At 72.2% G+C, this 17,392-nt stretch carries 14 protein-coding genes; 10 read left to right on the top strand and 4 right to left on the bottom strand.

Annotated elements, in window-relative coordinates:
- The first annotated feature begins 1 nt into the window (after window position 1).
- Window positions 2–1,564, top strand: coding sequence for a DUF5719 family protein (locus ACLB9X_RS31000; RefSeq protein WP_410363748.1), 1,563 nt, complete (start codon window positions 2–4; stop codon window positions 1,562–1,564).
- Between the two features lie 331 nt (window positions 1,565–1,895).
- Here the strand turns inward: ACLB9X_RS31000 and ACLB9X_RS30995 are convergent, their stop codons facing one another.
- Window positions 1,896–2,324 carry a metallopeptidase family protein gene (locus tag ACLB9X_RS30995; RefSeq protein ID WP_410363785.1) on the bottom strand — a complete coding sequence of 143 codons (429 nt, stop codon included), beginning with the start codon at window positions 2,322–2,324 and terminating at the stop codon, window positions 1,896–1,898.
- 272 nt (window positions 2,325–2,596) lie between these two features.
- On the opposite strand from ACLB9X_RS30995, the gene ACLB9X_RS30990 reads away from it, so the two are divergent.
- The 6 genes from ACLB9X_RS30990 to ACLB9X_RS30965 all read left to right on the top strand — a co-directional run bounded on the left by ACLB9X_RS30990 (window position 2,597) and on the right by ACLB9X_RS30965 (window position 8,846).
- Window positions 2,597–3,025 (top strand): DUF3499 domain-containing protein, encoded by a 429-nt coding sequence (locus ACLB9X_RS30990; RefSeq protein ID WP_392328680.1) that lies wholly within the window; start codon window positions 2,597–2,599, stop codon window positions 3,023–3,025.
- 326 nt (window positions 3,026–3,351) lie between these two features.
- Complete coding sequence (locus ACLB9X_RS30985) at window positions 3,352–4,713, top strand: phosphomannomutase/phosphoglucomutase (protein ID WP_410363747.1); 1,362 nt, start codon at window positions 3,352–3,354, stop codon at window positions 4,711–4,713.
- A 278-nt stretch (window positions 4,714–4,991) separates the two neighbouring features.
- Complete coding sequence (locus ACLB9X_RS30980) at window positions 4,992–5,174, top strand: Trm112 family protein (RefSeq protein ID WP_307715181.1); 183 nt, start codon at window positions 4,992–4,994, stop codon at window positions 5,172–5,174.
- A gap of 80 nt (window positions 5,175–5,254) precedes the next feature.
- A complete protein-coding gene (locus ACLB9X_RS30975; RefSeq protein ID WP_410363746.1) occupies window positions 5,255–6,406 on the top strand; it encodes an SIS domain-containing protein in 1,152 nt (383 codons plus the stop codon).
- Between the two features lie 200 nt (window positions 6,407–6,606).
- Window positions 6,607–7,785 carry a mannose-6-phosphate isomerase, class I gene (manA, locus tag ACLB9X_RS30970; protein WP_410363745.1) on the top strand — a complete coding sequence of 393 codons (1,179 nt, stop codon included), beginning with the start codon at window positions 6,607–6,609 and terminating at the stop codon, window positions 7,783–7,785.
- 98 nt (window positions 7,786–7,883) lie between these two features.
- The gene (locus ACLB9X_RS30965) at window positions 7,884–8,846 is read left to right on the top strand and encodes a cation diffusion facilitator family transporter (RefSeq protein ID WP_410363744.1); all 963 of its coding nucleotides are present in this window, start codon (window positions 7,884–7,886) and stop codon (window positions 8,844–8,846) included.
- 89 nt (window positions 8,847–8,935) lie between these two features.
- Here the strand turns inward: ACLB9X_RS30965 and lepB are convergent, their stop codons facing one another.
- Both lepB and ACLB9X_RS30955 read right to left on the bottom strand, forming a co-directional pair.
- The gene (gene lepB / locus ACLB9X_RS30960; protein WP_410363743.1) at window positions 8,936–9,601 is read right to left on the bottom strand and encodes a signal peptidase I; all 666 of its coding nucleotides are present in this window, start codon (window positions 9,599–9,601) and stop codon (window positions 8,936–8,938) included.
- A gap of 105 nt (window positions 9,602–9,706) precedes the next feature.
- Window positions 9,707–11,872 (bottom strand): fructose-specific PTS transporter subunit EIIC, encoded by a 2,166-nt coding sequence (locus tag ACLB9X_RS30955; RefSeq protein ID WP_410363742.1) that lies wholly within the window; start codon window positions 11,870–11,872, stop codon window positions 9,707–9,709.
- 485 nt (window positions 11,873–12,357) lie between these two features.
- Between ACLB9X_RS30955 and ahcY the strand changes: the two genes are divergently transcribed.
- Both ahcY and ACLB9X_RS30945 read left to right on the top strand, forming a co-directional pair.
- Entirely contained in the window at window positions 12,358–13,815 is a 1,458-nt protein-coding gene (gene ahcY / locus ACLB9X_RS30950; RefSeq protein WP_410363741.1) for an adenosylhomocysteinase, read from the top strand.
- 204 nt (window positions 13,816–14,019) lie between these two features.
- Window positions 14,020–14,634 carry a hypothetical protein gene (locus tag ACLB9X_RS30945; protein ID WP_410363740.1) on the top strand — a complete coding sequence of 205 codons (615 nt, stop codon included), beginning with the start codon at window positions 14,020–14,022 and terminating at the stop codon, window positions 14,632–14,634.
- A 64-nt stretch (window positions 14,635–14,698) separates the two neighbouring features.
- Here the strand turns inward: ACLB9X_RS30945 and ACLB9X_RS30940 are convergent, their stop codons facing one another.
- Window positions 14,699–15,886: an RDD family protein gene (locus ACLB9X_RS30940; RefSeq protein WP_410363739.1), complete on the bottom strand. Its 1,188-nt coding sequence runs from the start codon at window positions 15,884–15,886 to the stop codon at window positions 14,699–14,701.
- Between the two features lie 122 nt (window positions 15,887–16,008).
- Between ACLB9X_RS30940 and ACLB9X_RS30935 the strand changes: the two genes are divergently transcribed.
- On the top strand, window positions 16,009–17,016 hold the full coding sequence (locus ACLB9X_RS30935; protein WP_410363738.1) for a stage II sporulation protein M: 1,008 nt from the start codon (window positions 16,009–16,011) through the stop codon (window positions 17,014–17,016).
- Window positions 17,017–17,392 lie beyond the last annotated feature (376 nt).

The raw sequence follows: 17,392 nt of genomic DNA, 5'->3' as shown, positions 1-17,392 counted from the left end.
AGTGAAGCGCACGACCATCTCCCTGATCGCGGTCACCACCGCCCTTACGGCGGTCACCGGATTCGCCTCGCTGACCGTCCCGGACGGGACCGAGCCGACGCGCGGCGACCTCGCGCTGCCGCTGCCCGTGGAACGCTCCAGCCTGCTCTGTCCGGCGCCGAGCAGCTCCGAGATCGCCGAGACCCGGTACACCTCCTTCACCCCCGTGCGGAAGCAGGCCACGGGGCAGAAGGACACCGACGCACAGGCGGACTCGGCCGAACTGCGGCCGTCGGCGGCCGTGTTGGCCGACACCGAAGCCGCGCCGGCCAAGGACGGGAAGAAGAAGGACGCGGACGAGGACGGCGCGGAGAAGCCCGCTCCCGACAAGCCCGTCGTCGCCGTGAAGGAGCCCGGGAAGCCGGTCTCCGCCGAGGCGGACGGCGGCGAGGCCCCCGCCCTCGTCGGCACCGCCACCGGCTCCCTCGCGCCCGGCTGGACCACCCAGCAGACGACGTCGGTCGCCGCGGGCAGCGGCCGGGGGCTGCTCGGCGTCAGCTGCACCGGACCCGACACCGACTTCTGGTTCCCCGGCGCGTCCCTCGCCGAGGGCCGCCAGGACTACGTGCACCTGACCAACCCCGACGAGGCCGGGGCCGTCGCCGACATCGAGCTGTACGGCAAGGACGGGGCGCTCAAGACGACGGTGACGGAGGGTATCCCCGTCCCGGCCGGCTCCAGCGTCCCGGTGCTGCTCCCGACGCTCACCGCCGACAAGGCGGACGAGGTGACCGTCCACGTCACCACCCGCACCGGCCGCGTGGGCGCGGTCGTACGGGCCGCCGACGAGGCCGACGGCAGCGACTGGCTCGCCGCCTCGGCCGACCCGGCCGGCACCGTCGTCCTGCCCGGCATCCCGTCGGACGCTACGTCGGTGCAGCTGGTGGCCTTCGCCCCGGGCGACGACGACGCCGCGCTGAACGTCCGGCTCGCGGGCCCCACCGGGACGATCACGCCGGCCGGCCACGAGAGCCTGCACGTGAAATCCGGCATGACGGCGAGCGTCGACCTCGCCGACGTCACCAAGGGCGAGGCCGGCTCCCTGATCCTCAGCCCCGCGGAGAAGGACCGTGCCACGCCCGTGGTGGCGGCCCTGAGGGTGGTGCGCGGCAAGGGCGAGAAGAAGGAGATCGCCTTCGTGCCCGCCGCCGCGCCGGTCGGCGAGCGGGCCACCGCGGCCGACAACCGCGCGAAGGGCTCGGTCCTCTCGCTCACCGCGCCCGGCGAGGCGGCCGAGGTCAGGGTCACGGCGTCGGCGGGCACGGAAGGGGGCGCCCAGGCCGTCAAGACGTACAAGGTGAAGGCCGGTACGACCCTGGCGATCACGCCGCCGGTGCCGGCCGGGCTGAAGGGCTCCTACGCGGTGACGGTCGAGACGCTCTCGGGCGGCCCGGTGCACGCATCGCGGTCGCTGGAGATCGCGGACGACGGCATCCCGATGTTCACGATCCAGAATCTCCCGGACGACCGCGGCACGGTGGTCGTCCCGGAGGCGGAACAGGACCTGTCCGTGCTCGACGACTGACGACACGCCGGTGCCGCGCGGACTCGCCGGGCCATGAGCGCCCTGCCTGGCGGGTCCGGCCGGTGGTCGGCCGGGAGCGGCTTTGTGCGGCCTCGGTCTCATTGGCCGGAGGGGCCTTCGGTGGGCGGCCGGGGCGGTCGTGGTACCTCCTTTGGAGGCGGCCGGTCGGCGACCGTCGGCCCCGGCGTGACCTCCGGCGGGTCCGGCCGGTGGTCGTCGGCCGGAGCGGACTTCGGTGGGCGGCCGGGGCGATCGTGGTGCGGCGTGTCGGGCGGGCTCGGCCGGGCGCGGGGCCGGTCTCATCGGCTCCGGAGGGGCCCTCGGCGGCGGGTCAGTCCTGGCCGTAGCGGGGGTCGACCGACTCGGGCGAGAGGCCGAGCAGTTCCGCGACCTGCTCGACGACAACCTCGTGCACCAGCAGCGCCCGTTCGTCGCGGTTCTTCGTCCGGATCTCGACGGGCCGGCGGTAGATCATGATCCGCGCCGGACGGTCCTTCGCCGCCGGCTCCGCACTCCCGAGCGGCACCGAGTCGTCCGGTGAGCCCGGTACGTCCAGCACCAGGAAGTCGACGTCGGCCAGCTGCGGCCAATGCCGCTCCAGGCGTTCCACGGAGTCCTGCACCAGGTCACGGAAGGTCTCCGCGCGGCTGGCGGCGAGAGGGACCTGCGGCGGGGCAACGGGCCCGCGCATGCCCCGGCCGTGCCGGTCACGGCGGCGCGGTCTCGGCTCGGTCGGGCGCGGCGGTACAGGACTGTCCATCACTGACGCAGGGTAACTCTCCGGCGCGAGCGGCGACCGGCGCGCGGCCCCGGCCACGCCGCTTGTCGCCAATTGACCATTCCGGCCAACGTTCGGCTCGATTGCGCGACCCGGGAGACCGGTGATCTCGGCCCGATTGACATTATTCACCCCAAGTCGTGACCGTCCCCTGCGCGACCGTCGCCCGTGTGGTTCTCTTTCCGTGCAGGTCAGGCCAGTTGCAGGAACAGCCGTTTTGTCGGATGTCACACCACGACACGGGGGGTGACCTGGTGGAGAGTCGTCGCAGCCCGCTCAAGAGTGCGGTACCGTCCAACGTCGTGAGCCCTGTACGTCGATGTTCGCGCACCGCGTGCGGCCGCCCTGCCGTCGCGACACTGACGTACGTCTATGCCGATTCGACCGCGGTCCTCGGCCCGCTCGCCACCTACGCCGAGCCCCACTGCTACGACCTGTGCGCCGAGCACAGCGAGCGGCTGACGGCCCCGCGCGGCTGGGAGGTCGTGCGGCTCACGGACGGCTCGGCCCCGGCACGCCCCAGCGGCGACGACCTCGAAGCGCTGGCGAACGCGGTGCGGGAGGCGGCCCGGCCCCAGGGACGCACCGCGGAGGCGGGCGGACAGGGCGGCCGCCGCTCGGCGGACCCGATGGAGGTCGCGCGCCGCGGCCACCTGCGGGTGCTGCGCTCCCCGGACAACTGAGCCGCACACTCCCCGCGCCACCGCCTCCGCCGAACTCCCGGCCCAGCTCCCCAGGAGCCCCCGACCGCCCCTCCCGGACACCTCGCCGGTGTCCCGCCCACTCCCGTCCGCACCCGCCGCGTCCTCCGACGCCCGGCAACTCGCCCCCGTCGCCGCTCCCTTGACCCGTCACCGCCCTCCCCGGCCGCCGCGCCCGTCGCGTACGGCACCCCGCCGGGCGGGCGGGCCGCAGAGGATCACGCCGCCCAAGTCCGATCCGGGCACGATGCGCCCACCTCCGGCGGGTAGTTTGATGCGATCGCCAAGACTTCAGGAGGACTGGGCCCGTGGCTGCTGATCTGTCGCAGATCGTGAAGGCGTACGACGTCCGCGGAGTGGTGCCGGATCAGTGGGACGAGCGGCTCGCCGAGCTCTTCGGCGCCGCGTTCGTCCAGGTGACCGGCGCCGACGCGATCGTCGTCGGTCACGACATGCGGCCGTCGTCGCCCGGCCTGTCCGGCGCCTTCGCGCGCGGCGCCGCCGCCCGCGGCGCGGACGTCACGCTGATCGGCCTGTGCTCGACCGACCAGCTGTACTTCGCCTCCGGGCACCTCGGACTGCCGGGCGCGATGTTCACCGCGTCGCACAACCCCGCCCAGTACAACGGCATCAAGATGTGCCGCGCCGGCGCGGCGCCCGTCGGCCAGGACACGGGCCTCACCGACATCCGCGACCTCGTCACCGCATGGTCCGCCGACGGCGGACCCGAGCCGGCCGCTCGGCTCGGCCGGGTCACCGAGCAGGACACGCTCGCCGGCTACGCGGCCCACCTGCTCTCGCTCGTCGACCTGTCCGCGATGCGCCCGCTCAAGGTCGTCGTGGACGCGGGCAACGGCATGGGCGGCCACACCGTCCCCACCGTCTTCGGTTCCCTCCCCGTCACGCTCGTCCCGATGTACTTCGAGCTCGACGGCACCTTCCCCAACCACGAGGCCAACCCCCTCGACCCCGCGAACCTCGTCGACCTCCAGGCCCGCGTCGTCGCCGAGGGCGCCGACCTGGGCCTCGCCTTCGACGGCGACGCCGACCGCTGCTTCGTCGTCGACGAGCGCGGCGAGGGCGTCTCCCCGTCCGCGATCACCGCCCTCGTCGCCTCCCGCGAGCTGGCCCGGCACCCGGGCGGCACGGTGATCCACAACCTGATCACGTCGTGGTCGGTCCCGGAGGTCGTCCGCGAGCAGGGCGGCACGCCGGTGCGCACCCGGGTGGGGCACTCGTTCATCAAGGAGGAGATGGCCCGCACCGGTGCCGTCTTCGGCGGCGAGCACTCCGCGCACTACTACTTCCGCGACTTCTGGAACGCCGACACCGGCATGCTCGCCGCGCTCCACGTGCTCGCGGCCCTCGGCACGCAGGACGGCGCGCTGTCCCGGCTGGTCGACCGGTACGACCGGTACGCCGCGTCCGGCGAGATCAACTCCCAGGTCGACGACCAGGCCGGGCGGTCGGCAGCGGTACGGGCCGCCTTCGCCACCCGCGACGGCGTGACGACCGACGAGCTGGACGGTCTCACCGTGGCCACCGGCGACTGGTGGTTCAACCTGCGGGCCTCCAACACGGAGCCGCTGCTGCGCCTCAACGTCGAGGCCCGGGACGAGGCGCTGATGACGAAGATCCGCGACGAGGTCCTCGCACTCGTCCGCGCCTGAGCCCCGCCCCGCCGGCTACCCCGGCACCTTTTCTGGCACCACCACGGCCGACCGCGTGCACCACACGGCCGGCCCCCGCACCGCGCGCCAGGCCGCGTGCACCACACGCCCGGCTCGCCCCGGCACGTTCGACCGTCGGGGGCGCGGTCAGAACGCGCCGCAGCCCACTTCCCGGCGGTAGGCTGACGAGGCCTGATCCGCACGATCGTGACCGCACGTCCGGCGCGGCCCGAAACCGCACCCCGGACCTGTGAGACGCCCGAAGGGACACCGCTGACATGCCGCTCGAAGCCGGCCTCCTGGAGATCCTCGCCTGCCCGGCGTGCCACGCACCGTTCGACGACCGCACGGCCGCCGAGACCCCCGAGCTGATCTGCACCGGCGCGGACTGCGGTCTGGCCTACCCCGTACGGGACGGCATCCCGGTCCTCCTGGTCGACGAGGCCCGCCGCCCCGCCTAGCGCGGCCGTCCCGCCCGCGCGGGACCGGCCCGACCACCGACACACCCCCGCACGCGTACGGCGATCGGAGGCCCCACCCCATGCTCGACGAGTCGCTCCTCGACGCCCCGGACGCTCTCGCCCGCATCGACCACCGAGGCCTCCTGCGCGGCGCCGCCGAAGCCGGGGCGCGGGTACGCAGCGCCGCCCGGCACGCGGCCGAGGCCGGAGTCGCCGAGCTCACCCCCGAGGGACGCCCACGGGTCGTGCTCGTCGCCGGGCCCGGCACCGCCGCCGTCGGGGTCGCCGACCTCATCGGCGCCCTCGCCGGGGCGTCCGCCCCCGTCATCGCGCTGCGGCCCACAGGCGTGGCCCACGCCGCCGGCGCCCTGCGCTGGGCCCTGCCCGGGTGGGCGGGTTCGCTGGACCTCCTGCTGGTCGTCACCACCGACGGCAGCGAACCGGGCCTCGCCCTCCTCACCGAGCAGGCGTACCGGCGCGGCTGCACCGTCGTCGCCGTCGCACCCCGCAGCTCGCCGCTGTCCGAGGCGGTCGACGGGGCCCACGGCCTGGTCGTCCCCATGGCCACCGCCCCCTACGAGCTGTACGAGGAGGGCCAGGCGGCGAGCCCCGGTGCCCTGTGGGCCCTGCTGACACCGCTGCTGTCCCTCCTCGACCGCGTGGGGCTCCTCGAAGCGCCCCCCGAGACGCTCTCCAAGGTCGCCGACCGGCTCGACCGCACCGCCGAGCGGTGCGGCCCCGCCATTGCCACCTACAGCAACCCGGCCAAGACCCTCGCCGCCGAACTCGCCGACAGCCTCCCGCTCATCTGGACGGAGGGCGCGGGCGCGGCCCCCGCGGGCCGCCGCTTCGCCGCCGTCCTCGCCGAGCTCGCCGGCCTGCCGGCGCTCGCCGCCGAACTGCCGGAGGCCCTGCCCGCCCACGGCGTGCTCCTGGTCGGCGACTTCGCGGCCGGGGCCGACCCCGAGGACTTCTTCCGTGACCGCGTCGAGGAACCGCAGGCGCTGCGGGCCCGCGTGGTCCTGCTGCGGGACCGGCCGACGGGCGGGCTCACCGCCGCGCCGGCGGCACGCGAACTCGCGCTCGGCCACGATACGCCGATCAGCGAGCTCGAACCGGAGGACGGCTCGGAGCTCGAATCGATCGCCGAGCTGCTCGCCGTGACCGACTTCGCCGCCGTGTACCTGTCGCTCGCGGAATCGGGCGAGCGGGGCCGGGTCGAGCAGTCGTAGGCGATCACGTGCACCGGACACCCGTCGGTCACCGGGCGTCCGCCGCACCGACTCTCCGCGTACGCGGGCCCGCCGTATCAAGGGCCGACGAACCGGAGCAGGTGCCACGTGGCCGGCCGTACGGCCCGCAGCCGCCGTACCGCCCCGTACACAGCCGCACCGCCCGCACACAGACGCACCGACGAAGGACCGAGAAGCCCATGGACCGCCTCGCCAACACTGTGCGCCCCTACGCCTGGGGCTCCACGACCGCCATCCCGGAGCTGCTCGGCGTCGCTCCCACCGGCGAGCCACAGGCCGAGATGTGGATGGGCGCCCACCCCGGCGCGCCGTCACACGTCAGCCGCGGCGGCGAGAAGGCGCGGCCGCTCTCCGAGGTCATCGCCGAGGAGCCCGAGCGGGAGCTCGGCGCGGCGGCCGTCGCCAAGTTCGGCCCCCGGCTGCCGTTCCTGCTGAAGCTGCTGGCCGCCGGCGCACCGCTGTCCCTCCAGGTCCACCCGGACCTCGCCCAGGCGAAGGCCGGTTACACGGCCGAGGAGGAGGCGGGCGTTCCGCTCGACGCCCCGCACCGCAACTACAAGGACGCCAACCACAAGCCCGAACTGATCTGCGCGCTGACGTTGTTCGACGGCCTGTGCGGCTTCCGCGAGCCCATCGAGGCCGCCGACCTGCTCGCCGGTCTCGACGTGGACTCCCTCAAGCCGTACGTGGACCTGCTCCACGCCCACCCCGAGGAGGCCGCCCTCCGCGAGGTCCTCACCGCCGTACTGACCGCCGACCGCGAGGAGATGGCGGCCACGGTCCACGAGGCGGCGACCGCCGCCGACCGGCTCGGCGGCCCCTACGCCCCGTACGCCTCCCTCGCGCGCCACTACCCCGGCGACCCGGGTGTCATCGCGGCGATGCTGCTCAACCACGTCCGACTGCAGCCCGGCGAAGCCCTGTTCCTCGGCGCGGGCGTCCCGCACGCCTACCTGACCGGCCTCGGCGTCGAGATCATGGCCAACTCCGACAACGTGCTGCGCTGCGGACTGACGCCCAAGCACGTCGACGTACCCGAGCTGCTGCGCATCGTCCGCTTCGAGGCGACGGACCCCGGTGTACTGCGCCCGGAGCCCTCACCCACGGGCGAGGAGGTGTACGACACTCCGATCGACGAGTTCCGGCTCTCCCGCTTCGTCCTGGCCGCCGACTCCGCGCCCTGCGACCTGACGGCCCCGACCCCGCAGATCCTGCTGTGCACCGCGGGCGGGGTGACGGTGGGTGAACTGGCCCTGGGACCCGGCGAGTCGGCCTTCGTACCGGCCGGGGAAACCGTGCGGATCACCGGCACCGACGGCGGTCCGGGCACGCTCTTCCGCGCCACCGTGGTGGCCTGATACAGCGCCCCTCGGAGGTGCTGCAACAATGGCGCACCGCAAAGACCGGGCAAAGCCCGGAAGCGATCGACGTCAGTACGAAGGGACACCCGGCACACATGAGCGCGTCAGGCGGCACCAAGGCGATCGTGGCGGCACTCGCCGCCAACCTCGCGATCGCGGCAGCGAAGTTCGTGGCGTTCCTCTTCAGCGGGTCGTCCTCGATGCTCGCGGAGAGCGTCCACTCGGTGGCCGACTCCGGAAACCAGGGACTCCTGCTGCTCGGCGGCAAGCGGGCCCAGCGCGAGGCGACCCCGCAACACCCCTTCGGCTACGGGCGCGAGCGCTACATCTACGCCTTCCTCGTCTCCATCGTGCTCTTCTCCGTCGGTGGCATGTTCGCCATCTACGAGGGCTACGAGAAGATCAAGCACCCCCACGAGATCACCGACTGGTACTGGCCGATCGGCGTCCTCGTCTTCGCGATCATCGCGGAGGCGTTCTCCTTCCGCACCGCCATCAAGGAGTCGAACGCGCTCCGGGGCAAGCTGACCTGGACGCAGTTCGTACGTCGCGCCAAGGCCCCCGAGCTGCCCGTCGTGCTCCTGGAGGACCTGGGCGCGCTCGTCGGTCTGATCCTGGCCCTCTGTGGCGTCAGCCTGGCGCTGGCCACCGGCAACGGGGTCTGGGACGGCATCGGCACCCTGTGCATCGGTGTCCTGCTGATCGTCATCGCCGTCGTGCTCGCCGCCGAGACGAAGTCCCTGCTACTCGGCGAGGCCGCCGGCACGGAAGAGGTCGAGAAGATCAAGGCCGCCCTCGTGGACGGCGACGTGGTCACCCGCATCATCCACATGCGCACGCTGCACCTCGGCCCGGAGGAACTGCTCGTCGCCGCGAAGATCGCCGTCCAGCACGAGGACACGGCCGCCGACGTGGCCGCGGCGATCGACGCCGCCGAGAGCCGCATCCGCGAGGCGGTGCCGATCGCGCGCGTGATCTACCTGGAGCCGGACATCTACGACGAGTCCTTGGCGACGGGTGCCGCCGGCGACAAGACGCCGGGCGGCTCCGGCCACTGAGCCGGTGTCGGCCACTGCGCGGCGGACCCGCACACGCAAGGCCCCGGACCTCACCGGTCCGGGGCCTTTCCCGTGCCCTGCCTTGCGTACTACGGCGTGGCGACCGGCGGAGGGCCGTACGGAGCCCGCTGCCTGCGTCCGGCCAGCCACCCGGCCAGCCCGCATCCCGCTCCGGCCAGCCCGGTCACCACTCCGAGCACCATGGCCGCACCGAGGGCCACCGGCACGTGCCCGTCGACGATCCGGCCCTGCACGGCCGTGAGCGGCACGGCCCCTCCGTCGGCCTCGTCGTCGAAGGACCGGGAGTCGCGGGAGTTGCCCCGGTTGTCCCCCAGCATGTAGAGCCGGTCCTCGGGGACCGTCACCTCGAAGGGCATGCCTCCGACGGGATCGGCGCCCCGGACGTACGGCTCGGACAGCGGCCTCCCGTTGAGCGTGATCGGCCCGCCGTCGACGCGGCCCACGAGCCGGTCGCCGCCGACACCGACCACCCGCTGCAGCACGGGCAGATCGCCGTAGCGGTCCGGCACGCGAACGAGCACGACATCCCCGCGGCGCACCTGAGAGCCGTCGGCCTTCTCGTAGAAGAGCCGGTCACCGACGCGGTACGTCGGGCTCATGCCCTCGCTCGCGACCGTGAGCCCCGAGTAGTTCGCCCCGAAGGTCAGCAGCGCGCCCAGGAACAGCGCCGCACCCAGCGGCGCCAGCACCCATCCGGCCATGCGCAGGCCGCGCCCCGGTCTGCCCGATCCCATCCCTGTCCCCTCCCGAAACCGACCGCCCACCCTGATGACCGCCGTCGGCGGGTGGCGCGGGCACCGCGCTAACTCGGCGCGGCGCCCGACCCTACGGGACGCGGGTCACCCGACCTCGCGCAGCACCTCGAGTACCGCCGACTCGTCCGGGGCTTCGGTCAGCCGGGCCCGGAAATCCGTGTCCATGAGCTTGCGGGACAGCATGGCCAAGATGCGCAAGTGCTCGTCGCCGGCTGCCGCCTCCGGCACAGTGATCATGAAGATCAGCCGGGCTTTCGTCCCGTCCAGCGACCCCCACTCCACGCCGTCGGCGGACCGCGCGAAGCCGACGACGGGGGCTATGACGGCGTCGGACTTGGCGTGGGGGATGGCGATCTCCTCGCCGAGCCCCGTCGTGCCCTGCTCCTCTCGCGCGAACACGGCCGCGACCAGGGCCTCGGCGTCGGCCACCTTGCCGGTCCTGCCCAGCATTGCGGCCATCTCGCGGATCGCGTCGTCCCTGCTGTCTGCGGCGAGCCGCACGGTCACCGTCTGCGCGGTCAGGTACCCGGACAGGACGTCGCCATCACCCTGCATACCGTCGGCGGCCGCGACCGCGCCCGCATCGGTCCCGGCCGGGGCGGGCTCACCGTCCGCGGGCCTGCTGTGGTCAGGCTCCCCGGCCGACGGCCTGTCCTCGGCGGGCTCTCCGGCCGCCGCAGTGCTTGTGGCGGGCACGCCGACGGGTACAGCCCCGGAAGCCGCGCCCTCGCCTGCGCCGCCACCGGCCCCGACCCCCACGAGCACGGGCTCGGCGGCCGGGACCGCAACGCCGGCGGGGGCGAGGGCTCCGCGACCGGTGCGCTCCTTGAGGCCGATCAGGGCGTTCGTGGTGACCGCGGTGACCACCGTGCCCGCGACCACCGCCAGGAAGAACATCGGCACGCCGCCGACCGCACCCAGCACGGCCACGACGGGACCGCCGTGCGGCACCGCGTCCTCGACCCCGGCCAGGCCGGCGATCGCACCGGCGACGGCACCGCCGAGCATGTTCGCCGGGATGACCTGCGCGGGGCGGGCCGCGGCGAACGGGATCGCTCCCTCGGAGATGCCGAACGTCCCCATGAACAGCGCGGCCATACCGGTCTCGCGCTCCTGCTCCGAGTACAGCTTGCGCCGGACGAGCGTGGCGAGGCCCTGGCCGAGCGGCATTACCGGGATCGCCGCGGCGCACATGCCCATGACGGTCTGGTTGCCGGTCGCGATGAGCCCCGCGCCGAACAGGAACGCCGTCTTGTTGACCGGCCCGCCCATGTCGAACGCGATCATCAGGCCGAGGAGTGCGCCGAGCAGGATCGCGCTGGTCCCGGTCATCCCGCCGAGCCAGTCGGTGAGGTGCGTGAACACCCAGGAGATGGGCCGGCCGATGACGTGGATGAAGAACAGCCCCAGCGCCGTCGTCGCCAGGATCGGGATCACGATGATCGGCATGATCGGCTGGGCGAACCGCGGGACCCTGACCTTCTTGATCCACACCACCAGATAACCGGCGAGGAAGCCGGTCACGATCGCCCCGATGAAGCCTGCCCCCGCCTCGGAGCCGTACAGCGAACCCGTGTTGGCCATCCAGCCGCCGATCATGCCGGGCACCAGCGCGGGCCGGTCGCCGATGGCGTAGGCGATGTAGCCGGACAGGATCGGGATCATCAGCTTGAAGCCGATCTCCCCGATGGCGAACACATCGGCCCAGAAGGAGCCCTCGGGTATGGCGTAGCCCGTCGCCGTCGCGTCACCGCCCAGCGCGAGCGAGACGGCGATGAGCAGGCCGCCCACCACGACGAACGGGATCATGTACGAGACGCCGTTCATCAGCGCCTTGTACGCGACACTGCGCTCCCTGCCGCCGCCGGAAGCCCTGGCCGTCGCCCCTGCCGCTCCGGCACCGCCGCCCCCGGTGTGCACCGGCGCGTTGCGTACCTGCTCGATCAGCCGCTCCGGGTGATGGATGCCCTCGGCGACGCCGACGGCCAGCACCTTCTTTCCCACGAAGCGACTGCGGTCCACGTCCTTGTCGGCCGCGATGATGACGCCGTCGGCGTGCTTGACATCGTTGTCGGAGAAGACGTTCTCGGCCCCGATGGACCCTTGGGTCTCCACCTTCATCTCGACGCCGAGCGCCTCCGCGGCCTGCGCCAGCTTCTCCGCGGCCATGTAGGTGTGGGCGATGCCTGTGGGACAGGCCGTCACCGCGAGCAGCCTGACCTTTCGCTGCTCACTCGCTGGACTGGTCACGTGGTTCTCCTCACGCTCGTCGCGCAGATCGTGCAGATGCTCCCGCCGACGCGGGGCCCCCGGTCCGTCGGTCCCGGAACGAGCCAGACCGGACAACAACGCCCGGAGCCAGGACCGGAACACACCGCCGGACGGATCCGGAACGGTCCCGGAGCCGTCTGGAGCGAACCGGAGAGATCCGGAGCATCGTGCACCAAATTCCGGCCACATCAAAAGCGCGGAAAGCGCTGTCGAGCCAGGCCCCGAACCGCTGAATCTGGCCGGAACCAGGGCCCGGGCGGGCTGGGGTGGGCTGGACTGATCGGTGTAGATTCGTAGCCGGTCAGACGTCGCTGCTGATGGCGGTCGGGCGGTCCCGCGCGGACCGGCCGAGGGAGAGAGGGCCTCCGACGGACTGTCCTGCGGACGCCCGGGCATTCGTATGCCCAGGCCGCCGCAGTGCAAGCCGTACCCACCCTCGACCCGAACCACGAGGAGCAGCTCGCATGTCGACTGTCGCCAACGGCCAGGACTTCAAGGTCGCCGACCTTTCCCTCGCCGCCTTCGGCCGCAAGGAGATCACCCTCGCCGAGCACGAGATGCCCGGCCTGATGTCGATCCGCAAGGAGTACGCCGCCGCCCAGCCGCTGGCCGGCGCCCGCATCACCGGCTCGCTGCACATGACCGTGCAGACCGCCGTGCTGATCGAGACCCTGGTCGCCCTCGGCGCCCAGGTCCGCTGGGCCTCCTGCAACATCTTCTCCACCCAGGACCACGCCGCGGCCGCCATCGCCGTCGGCCCCAACGGCACCCCCGAGAACCCGCAGGGTGTCCCCGTCTTCGCCTGGAAGGGCGAGACGCTGGAGGAGTACTGGTGGTGCACGGAGCAGGCCCTGACCTGGCCGAACACCCCCACCGGCGGCCCGAACATGATCCTCGACGACGGCGGTGACGCCACCCTTCTCGTGCACAAGGGCGTCGAGTTCGAGAAGGCGGGATCGGCTCCGGACCCCTCGACCGCGGACAGCGAGGAGTACGCCCAGATCCTGACCCTGCTCAACCGCACCCTCGCCGAGAACCCGCAGAAGTGGACGCAGCTCGCGTCCGAGATCCGCGGCGTGACCGAGGAGACGACGACGGGCGTCCACCGTCTGTACGAGATGCACCGCGAGGGCACGCTGCTGTTCCCGGCGATCAACGTGAACGACGCCGTGACGAAGTCGAAGTTCGACAACAAGTACGGCTGCCGGCACTCGCTGATCGACGGCATCAACCGCGCCACCGACGTCCTCATCGGCGGCAAGACGGCCGTCGTCTGCGGCTACGGCGACGTCGGCAAGGGCTGCGCGGAGTCCCTGCGCGGCCAGGGCGCCCGGGTGATCATCACCGAGATCGACCCGATCTGCGCCCTCCAGGCGGCCATGGACGGCTACCAGGTCACGACCCTCGACGAGGTCGTCGAGACGGCCGACATCTTCATCACCACGACCGGCAACAAGGACATCATCATGGCCTCCGACATGGCCAGGATGAAGCACCAGGCGATCGTGGGCAACATCGGTCACTTCGACAACGAGATCGACATGGCCGGCTTGGCCCAGCTGCCCGGCGTCGTCAAGGACGAGGTCAAGCCCCAGGTCCACACCTGGACCTTCCCCGACGGCAAGGTCCTGATCGTCCTGTCCGAGGGCCGGCTGCTCAACCTGGGCAACGCCACGGGACACCCGTCGTTCGTGATGTCCAACAGCTTCGCCGACCAGACGCTGGCCCAGATCGAGCTGTTCACCAAGCCCCAGGACTACCCGACCGACGTCTACGTGCTCCCCAAGCACCTCGACGAGAAGGTCGCCCGTCTTCACCTCGACTCCCTCGGCGTCAAGCTCACCACCCTGCGCCCGGAGCAGGCGGAGTACATCGGCGTCAAGGTCGAGGGCCCGTACAAGTCCGACCACTACCGCTACTGATCACCACCGCGACATCGATCACCTCCGGTCGTCGCTGATCTGATCGCCGGTCCGCCGCCGGGACCCCGGCGGCGGACATGACCGGCACCAGGCAGGCCCCCGCACCCCCGTGTCGGGGGCCTGCCCCGTACCTCTCCTCGAACGGTCCGGTCAGGGCGTGCCGCCACGCCGCCGAGCCTCACCGCACAAGGACACTCACGCCCCATGCCCCGCGGCCGCTATTCGCTCCACGATCCGCACGATCACACCCCCCTCGGTGAAGAGCACTTCCAGTGCGCCCCCGGCCCGTCCGGCTGGCGCTACGTCTCCCGCACGCTCACCCCTTCCGGCGAGGAGGCCGGCACCGTCGACCTGGCCATCGACGATCTCGGCCGCCCCATCCGCCTCGAACTCCACGCAGCCGGCTGGCAGGTCCGAGGCGCCGCCCTGGACGGCGTCACCTGGGTCCGGACCGACCCCTCCGGCGCCCATGCCACGGAAGGCAATGTGCGCGCCCACGCCTTCACCGGCACTTCCCCCGCCTTCCTCGTCGCGACCGCCCGCCTGCTGCGTCTCACCCCCGCCGCCCCAGCGACCCGCGTACGCATGGTCGCCTTCACGGACCCGGTCCTCGCTCCTCGTACCGTCGACCAGGCCTGGGCCCTGATGAAGAGTGAAGCGCACGCCACTGACAATGGCCCCCTGACCGTGGACGAATACCAGGTCAGCGCCTTGGACACGGGCGAACGGCACACCGTCCACATCGCCGGCGACGTGGTCCTCGCGGCACCGGGCGTCGAGCTCGAAGACCTGGAAAGCCCGCCGTCGGTCTTCCCATGACAGCGTGCTGTCCGGCCGGGCTCGAACCACCGGCCGCAACTGAACGGCCGGCCGGTCGAGCGGGTCAGGCGGGCGGAGCGAACCCGGTCGACGACGGCCGTTCGATGTCGGCGGACCCCGTATGCCCGGCCGCACGGCTCGGCACCGCCGTATCGTGCGGGAGCGCTGTGCCCGCCGCCGCGGCACCGGCTTCGGCCCCGGCCGCCGGCCCAGGACGTGCCCAGGCGGCCCCGCCGCCGGGACCGGATTCCACGGTCTGCCCTGCGGACCCCGGCTCTACGGACCTCTGACCTGCAGACTCCCGCTCCGTGGACCCTTGGCCTGAGCTCGCCCGCCCTTCGTAGCCCGGCCCGGCGAGAGCGGCAGCGACCGCCTCCTGACCCGGCCCCGCACCGACACCGGCCCCGACCGCTTCCGCCCCGGCCGGGCCAGGCGACGGCTCACCCGCACGTGCGCCCGCAGCCGCAGCGGCACGGCTCTCGGCCTCGGCGGACCTGGCCGCCGCGGCGAAGGCACGTCGCGCATCACGTGCCTGCCGCTCGTTCACCACAGCCGCCAGATACGCGGCCGGCTGTACGCCTTCCGGCGCCGGCGTCCCCGTACGCGCCGCCAGGTCCCCCGCGAGCCGCTGCGCCATCGACCAGCTCACGGCGGCGTCCAGCTGCCGCATGCGCGTCAGGTACTGGCGTATGGCGAGCCACAGATCATCCGGCACACCCGACAGATCGACGCCGGAGAACCGGCCGATCAGCCACGGCGGCGGCGGTGGAACAACCAAAGCCCCACGGGCCGCCGGCACCCGCTCCCGTACGACGAGTGTCCCGGCGAAGACGTCACCAATACGCCGCCCACGCGCCGAGACCAATGAAGCGATACAGGCGATGACCCCGAACGACATCAGAATCTCCACCACCCCGATCGCCCCACGCACCAGTGCGTGCCGGAACCGTATGGGCCCGCCGTCGTCCCGCACGACCCGCAGCCCGCAGGCCAGCTTGCCCAGCGACCGCCCATGACTGAGGGTCTCGACAGCGATCGGGGCACCCACGAGTACCAGCAGGAACGTCGCGATCGACACCGCCATGACCGCGGCCTCGTCCAGGGACACCGTGGCCACCGCCAGCCCGATCGACACCAGCAGGTACGCCGTCCACACCACGACCAGGTCGATCACGATCGCGAGCGCCCGGCTCGGCAACCTCGCAGGCTGCAGCCCCAGTACGACCGCGTCCCCCGTCACAAGCCCGCTCACCGCTGCCACCCTCGCGTCCCTCGACCTTCCCTGCCCCTTGGTTCTTCAGTCTGCCAAGCTGAGCGGCAGCGCGCCGCAGTAGTACGGACCGTACGCACCAGTGCCTGGAGCAGCAGCCGACCATGGACCTCGACGTCTTCGTCACCGCCCACCGCGCAGAGTGGGACCGTCTCGACCACCTCCTGCGCCGGGGAGGCCATCTCACCGGAGCCGAGGCCGACGAACTCGTCGCCCTGTACCAACGCACGGCCACGCACCTCTCCCTCATCCAGTCCAGCGCGCCGGACCCGGCGCTCACGGGCAGGCTCACGCAGCTCGTCGCGCGGGCACGCGCCACGGTCACCGGCACCCGGCGGGCCGGCTGGCGGGACGTCGTCACGTTCCTGACCGCGGGCTTTCCGGCGGCGGTCTACCGCTCCCGTCACTGGTGGATACCGACAGCCGCACTCTCCACGCTGCTCGCCGCCGTGATCGGCTGGTGGATCGGCACCCACCCCGAGGTCCAGTCCGCGATCGCCGCCCCCGAGGAGCTGCGGCAGCTGACCAAGCCGGGCGGGGACTACGAGACGTATTACTCCAGCCACCCGGCGGCGTCGTTCGCCGCCCAGGTCTGGACGAACAACGCCCAGGCGGCGGCCATGTGCCTGGCTTTGGGCGCATTCCTCTGCGTGCCGGTCATCTGGATCCTGTTCATCAACGTCCTCAACCTGGGGGTCGGCATCGGCCTGATGGCGTCCGCAGGCCGCCTCGACACGTTCCTCGGCCTGATCCTTCCGCACGGGCTGCTGGAACTGACGGCCGTCTTCGTCGCGGCCGGCACGGGTCTTCGGCTGGGCTGGACCGTCATCGACCCCGGCCCGCAGTCGCGACGGACAGCCCTCGCCCAACGAGGCCGGGCCGCGATCGGCATGGCCATCGGACTGGCCCTGGTCCTCTTCGTCTCCGGCGTGATCGAGGCGTTCGTGACCCCGTCCGGTCTCCCGACCTGGGCGCGGATCACTATCGGTATCGCCGCTGAGCTGGCGTTTCTCGCGTACGTGTACGTCCTCGGCGGCCGAGCCGCCCGGGCCGGAGACATGGGCGACGTGGCTGAGGCGGACCGGAGCGCGGAGCTGCCGTCCGCGGCCTGAGGGGCGGATGTGCAGAGAGGCCCCGTGAGCTGCTAGTCTCCTCTTCGCCCACGGAACCCGTTGACACGGGAGACGTGGGGAGGTAGATTCAGACAGTTGCCTGGGCTGGACAGGTTCGGGCGTGAACATTTAGAGTCTCTCTCGCTTCCGCCGGGACTGGGTTCCCGAGAAGCCACTCCGAATCTTTGTCAGGATCGTCGCGCCGATTTGGTCGGCCGAAAATGCTTCTGATAAAGTCGGGCCCGCCGAAAAGGGAAGCGCGAAAGCGAAGAACTGGAAAGCACCGAGGAAATCGGATCGGAAAGATCTGATAGAGTCGGAAACGCAAGACCGAAGGGAAGCGCCCGGAGGAAAGCCCGACGAGGGTGAGTACAAA

It is taken from the genome of Streptomyces sp. 5K101 (assembly GCF_046506645.1).
Classification (GTDB): domain Bacteria; phylum Actinomycetota; class Actinomycetes; order Streptomycetales; family Streptomycetaceae; genus Streptomyces.
Note: the sequence above shows the minus strand (reverse complement) of the source record. Positions and strands in the feature narration are given on the sequence as shown.

What these genes read in the sequence shown, in the direction of transcription:
- ACLB9X_RS30995 (WP_410363785.1), bottom strand. Translation starts at nt 2,324, where the DNA reads ATGGACAGTCCTGTACCGCCGCGCCCGACCGAGCCGAGACCGCGCCGC.
- ACLB9X_RS30980 (WP_307715181.1), top strand. Translation starts at nt 4,992, where the DNA reads ATGCCGCTCGAAGCCGGCCTCCTGGAGATCCTCGCCTGCCCGGCGTGC.
- ACLB9X_RS30975 (WP_410363746.1), top strand. Translation starts at nt 5,255, where the DNA reads ATGCTCGACGAGTCGCTCCTCGACGCCCCGGACGCTCTCGCCCGCATC.
- manA (WP_410363745.1), top strand. Translation starts at nt 6,607, where the DNA reads ATGGACCGCCTCGCCAACACTGTGCGCCCCTACGCCTGGGGCTCCACG.
- ACLB9X_RS30965 (WP_410363744.1), top strand. Translation starts at nt 7,884, where the DNA reads ATGAGCGCGTCAGGCGGCACCAAGGCGATCGTGGCGGCACTCGCCGCC.
- lepB (WP_410363743.1), bottom strand. Translation starts at nt 9,601, where the DNA reads ATGGGATCGGGCAGACCGGGGCGCGGCCTGCGCATGGCCGGATGGGTG.
- ahcY (WP_410363741.1), top strand. Translation starts at nt 12,358, where the DNA reads ATGTCGACTGTCGCCAACGGCCAGGACTTCAAGGTCGCCGACCTTTCC.
- ACLB9X_RS30945 (WP_410363740.1), top strand. Translation starts at nt 14,020, where the DNA reads ATGCCCCGCGGCCGCTATTCGCTCCACGATCCGCACGATCACACCCCC.
- ACLB9X_RS30935 (WP_410363738.1), top strand. Translation starts at nt 16,009, where the DNA reads ATGGACCTCGACGTCTTCGTCACCGCCCACCGCGCAGAGTGGGACCGT.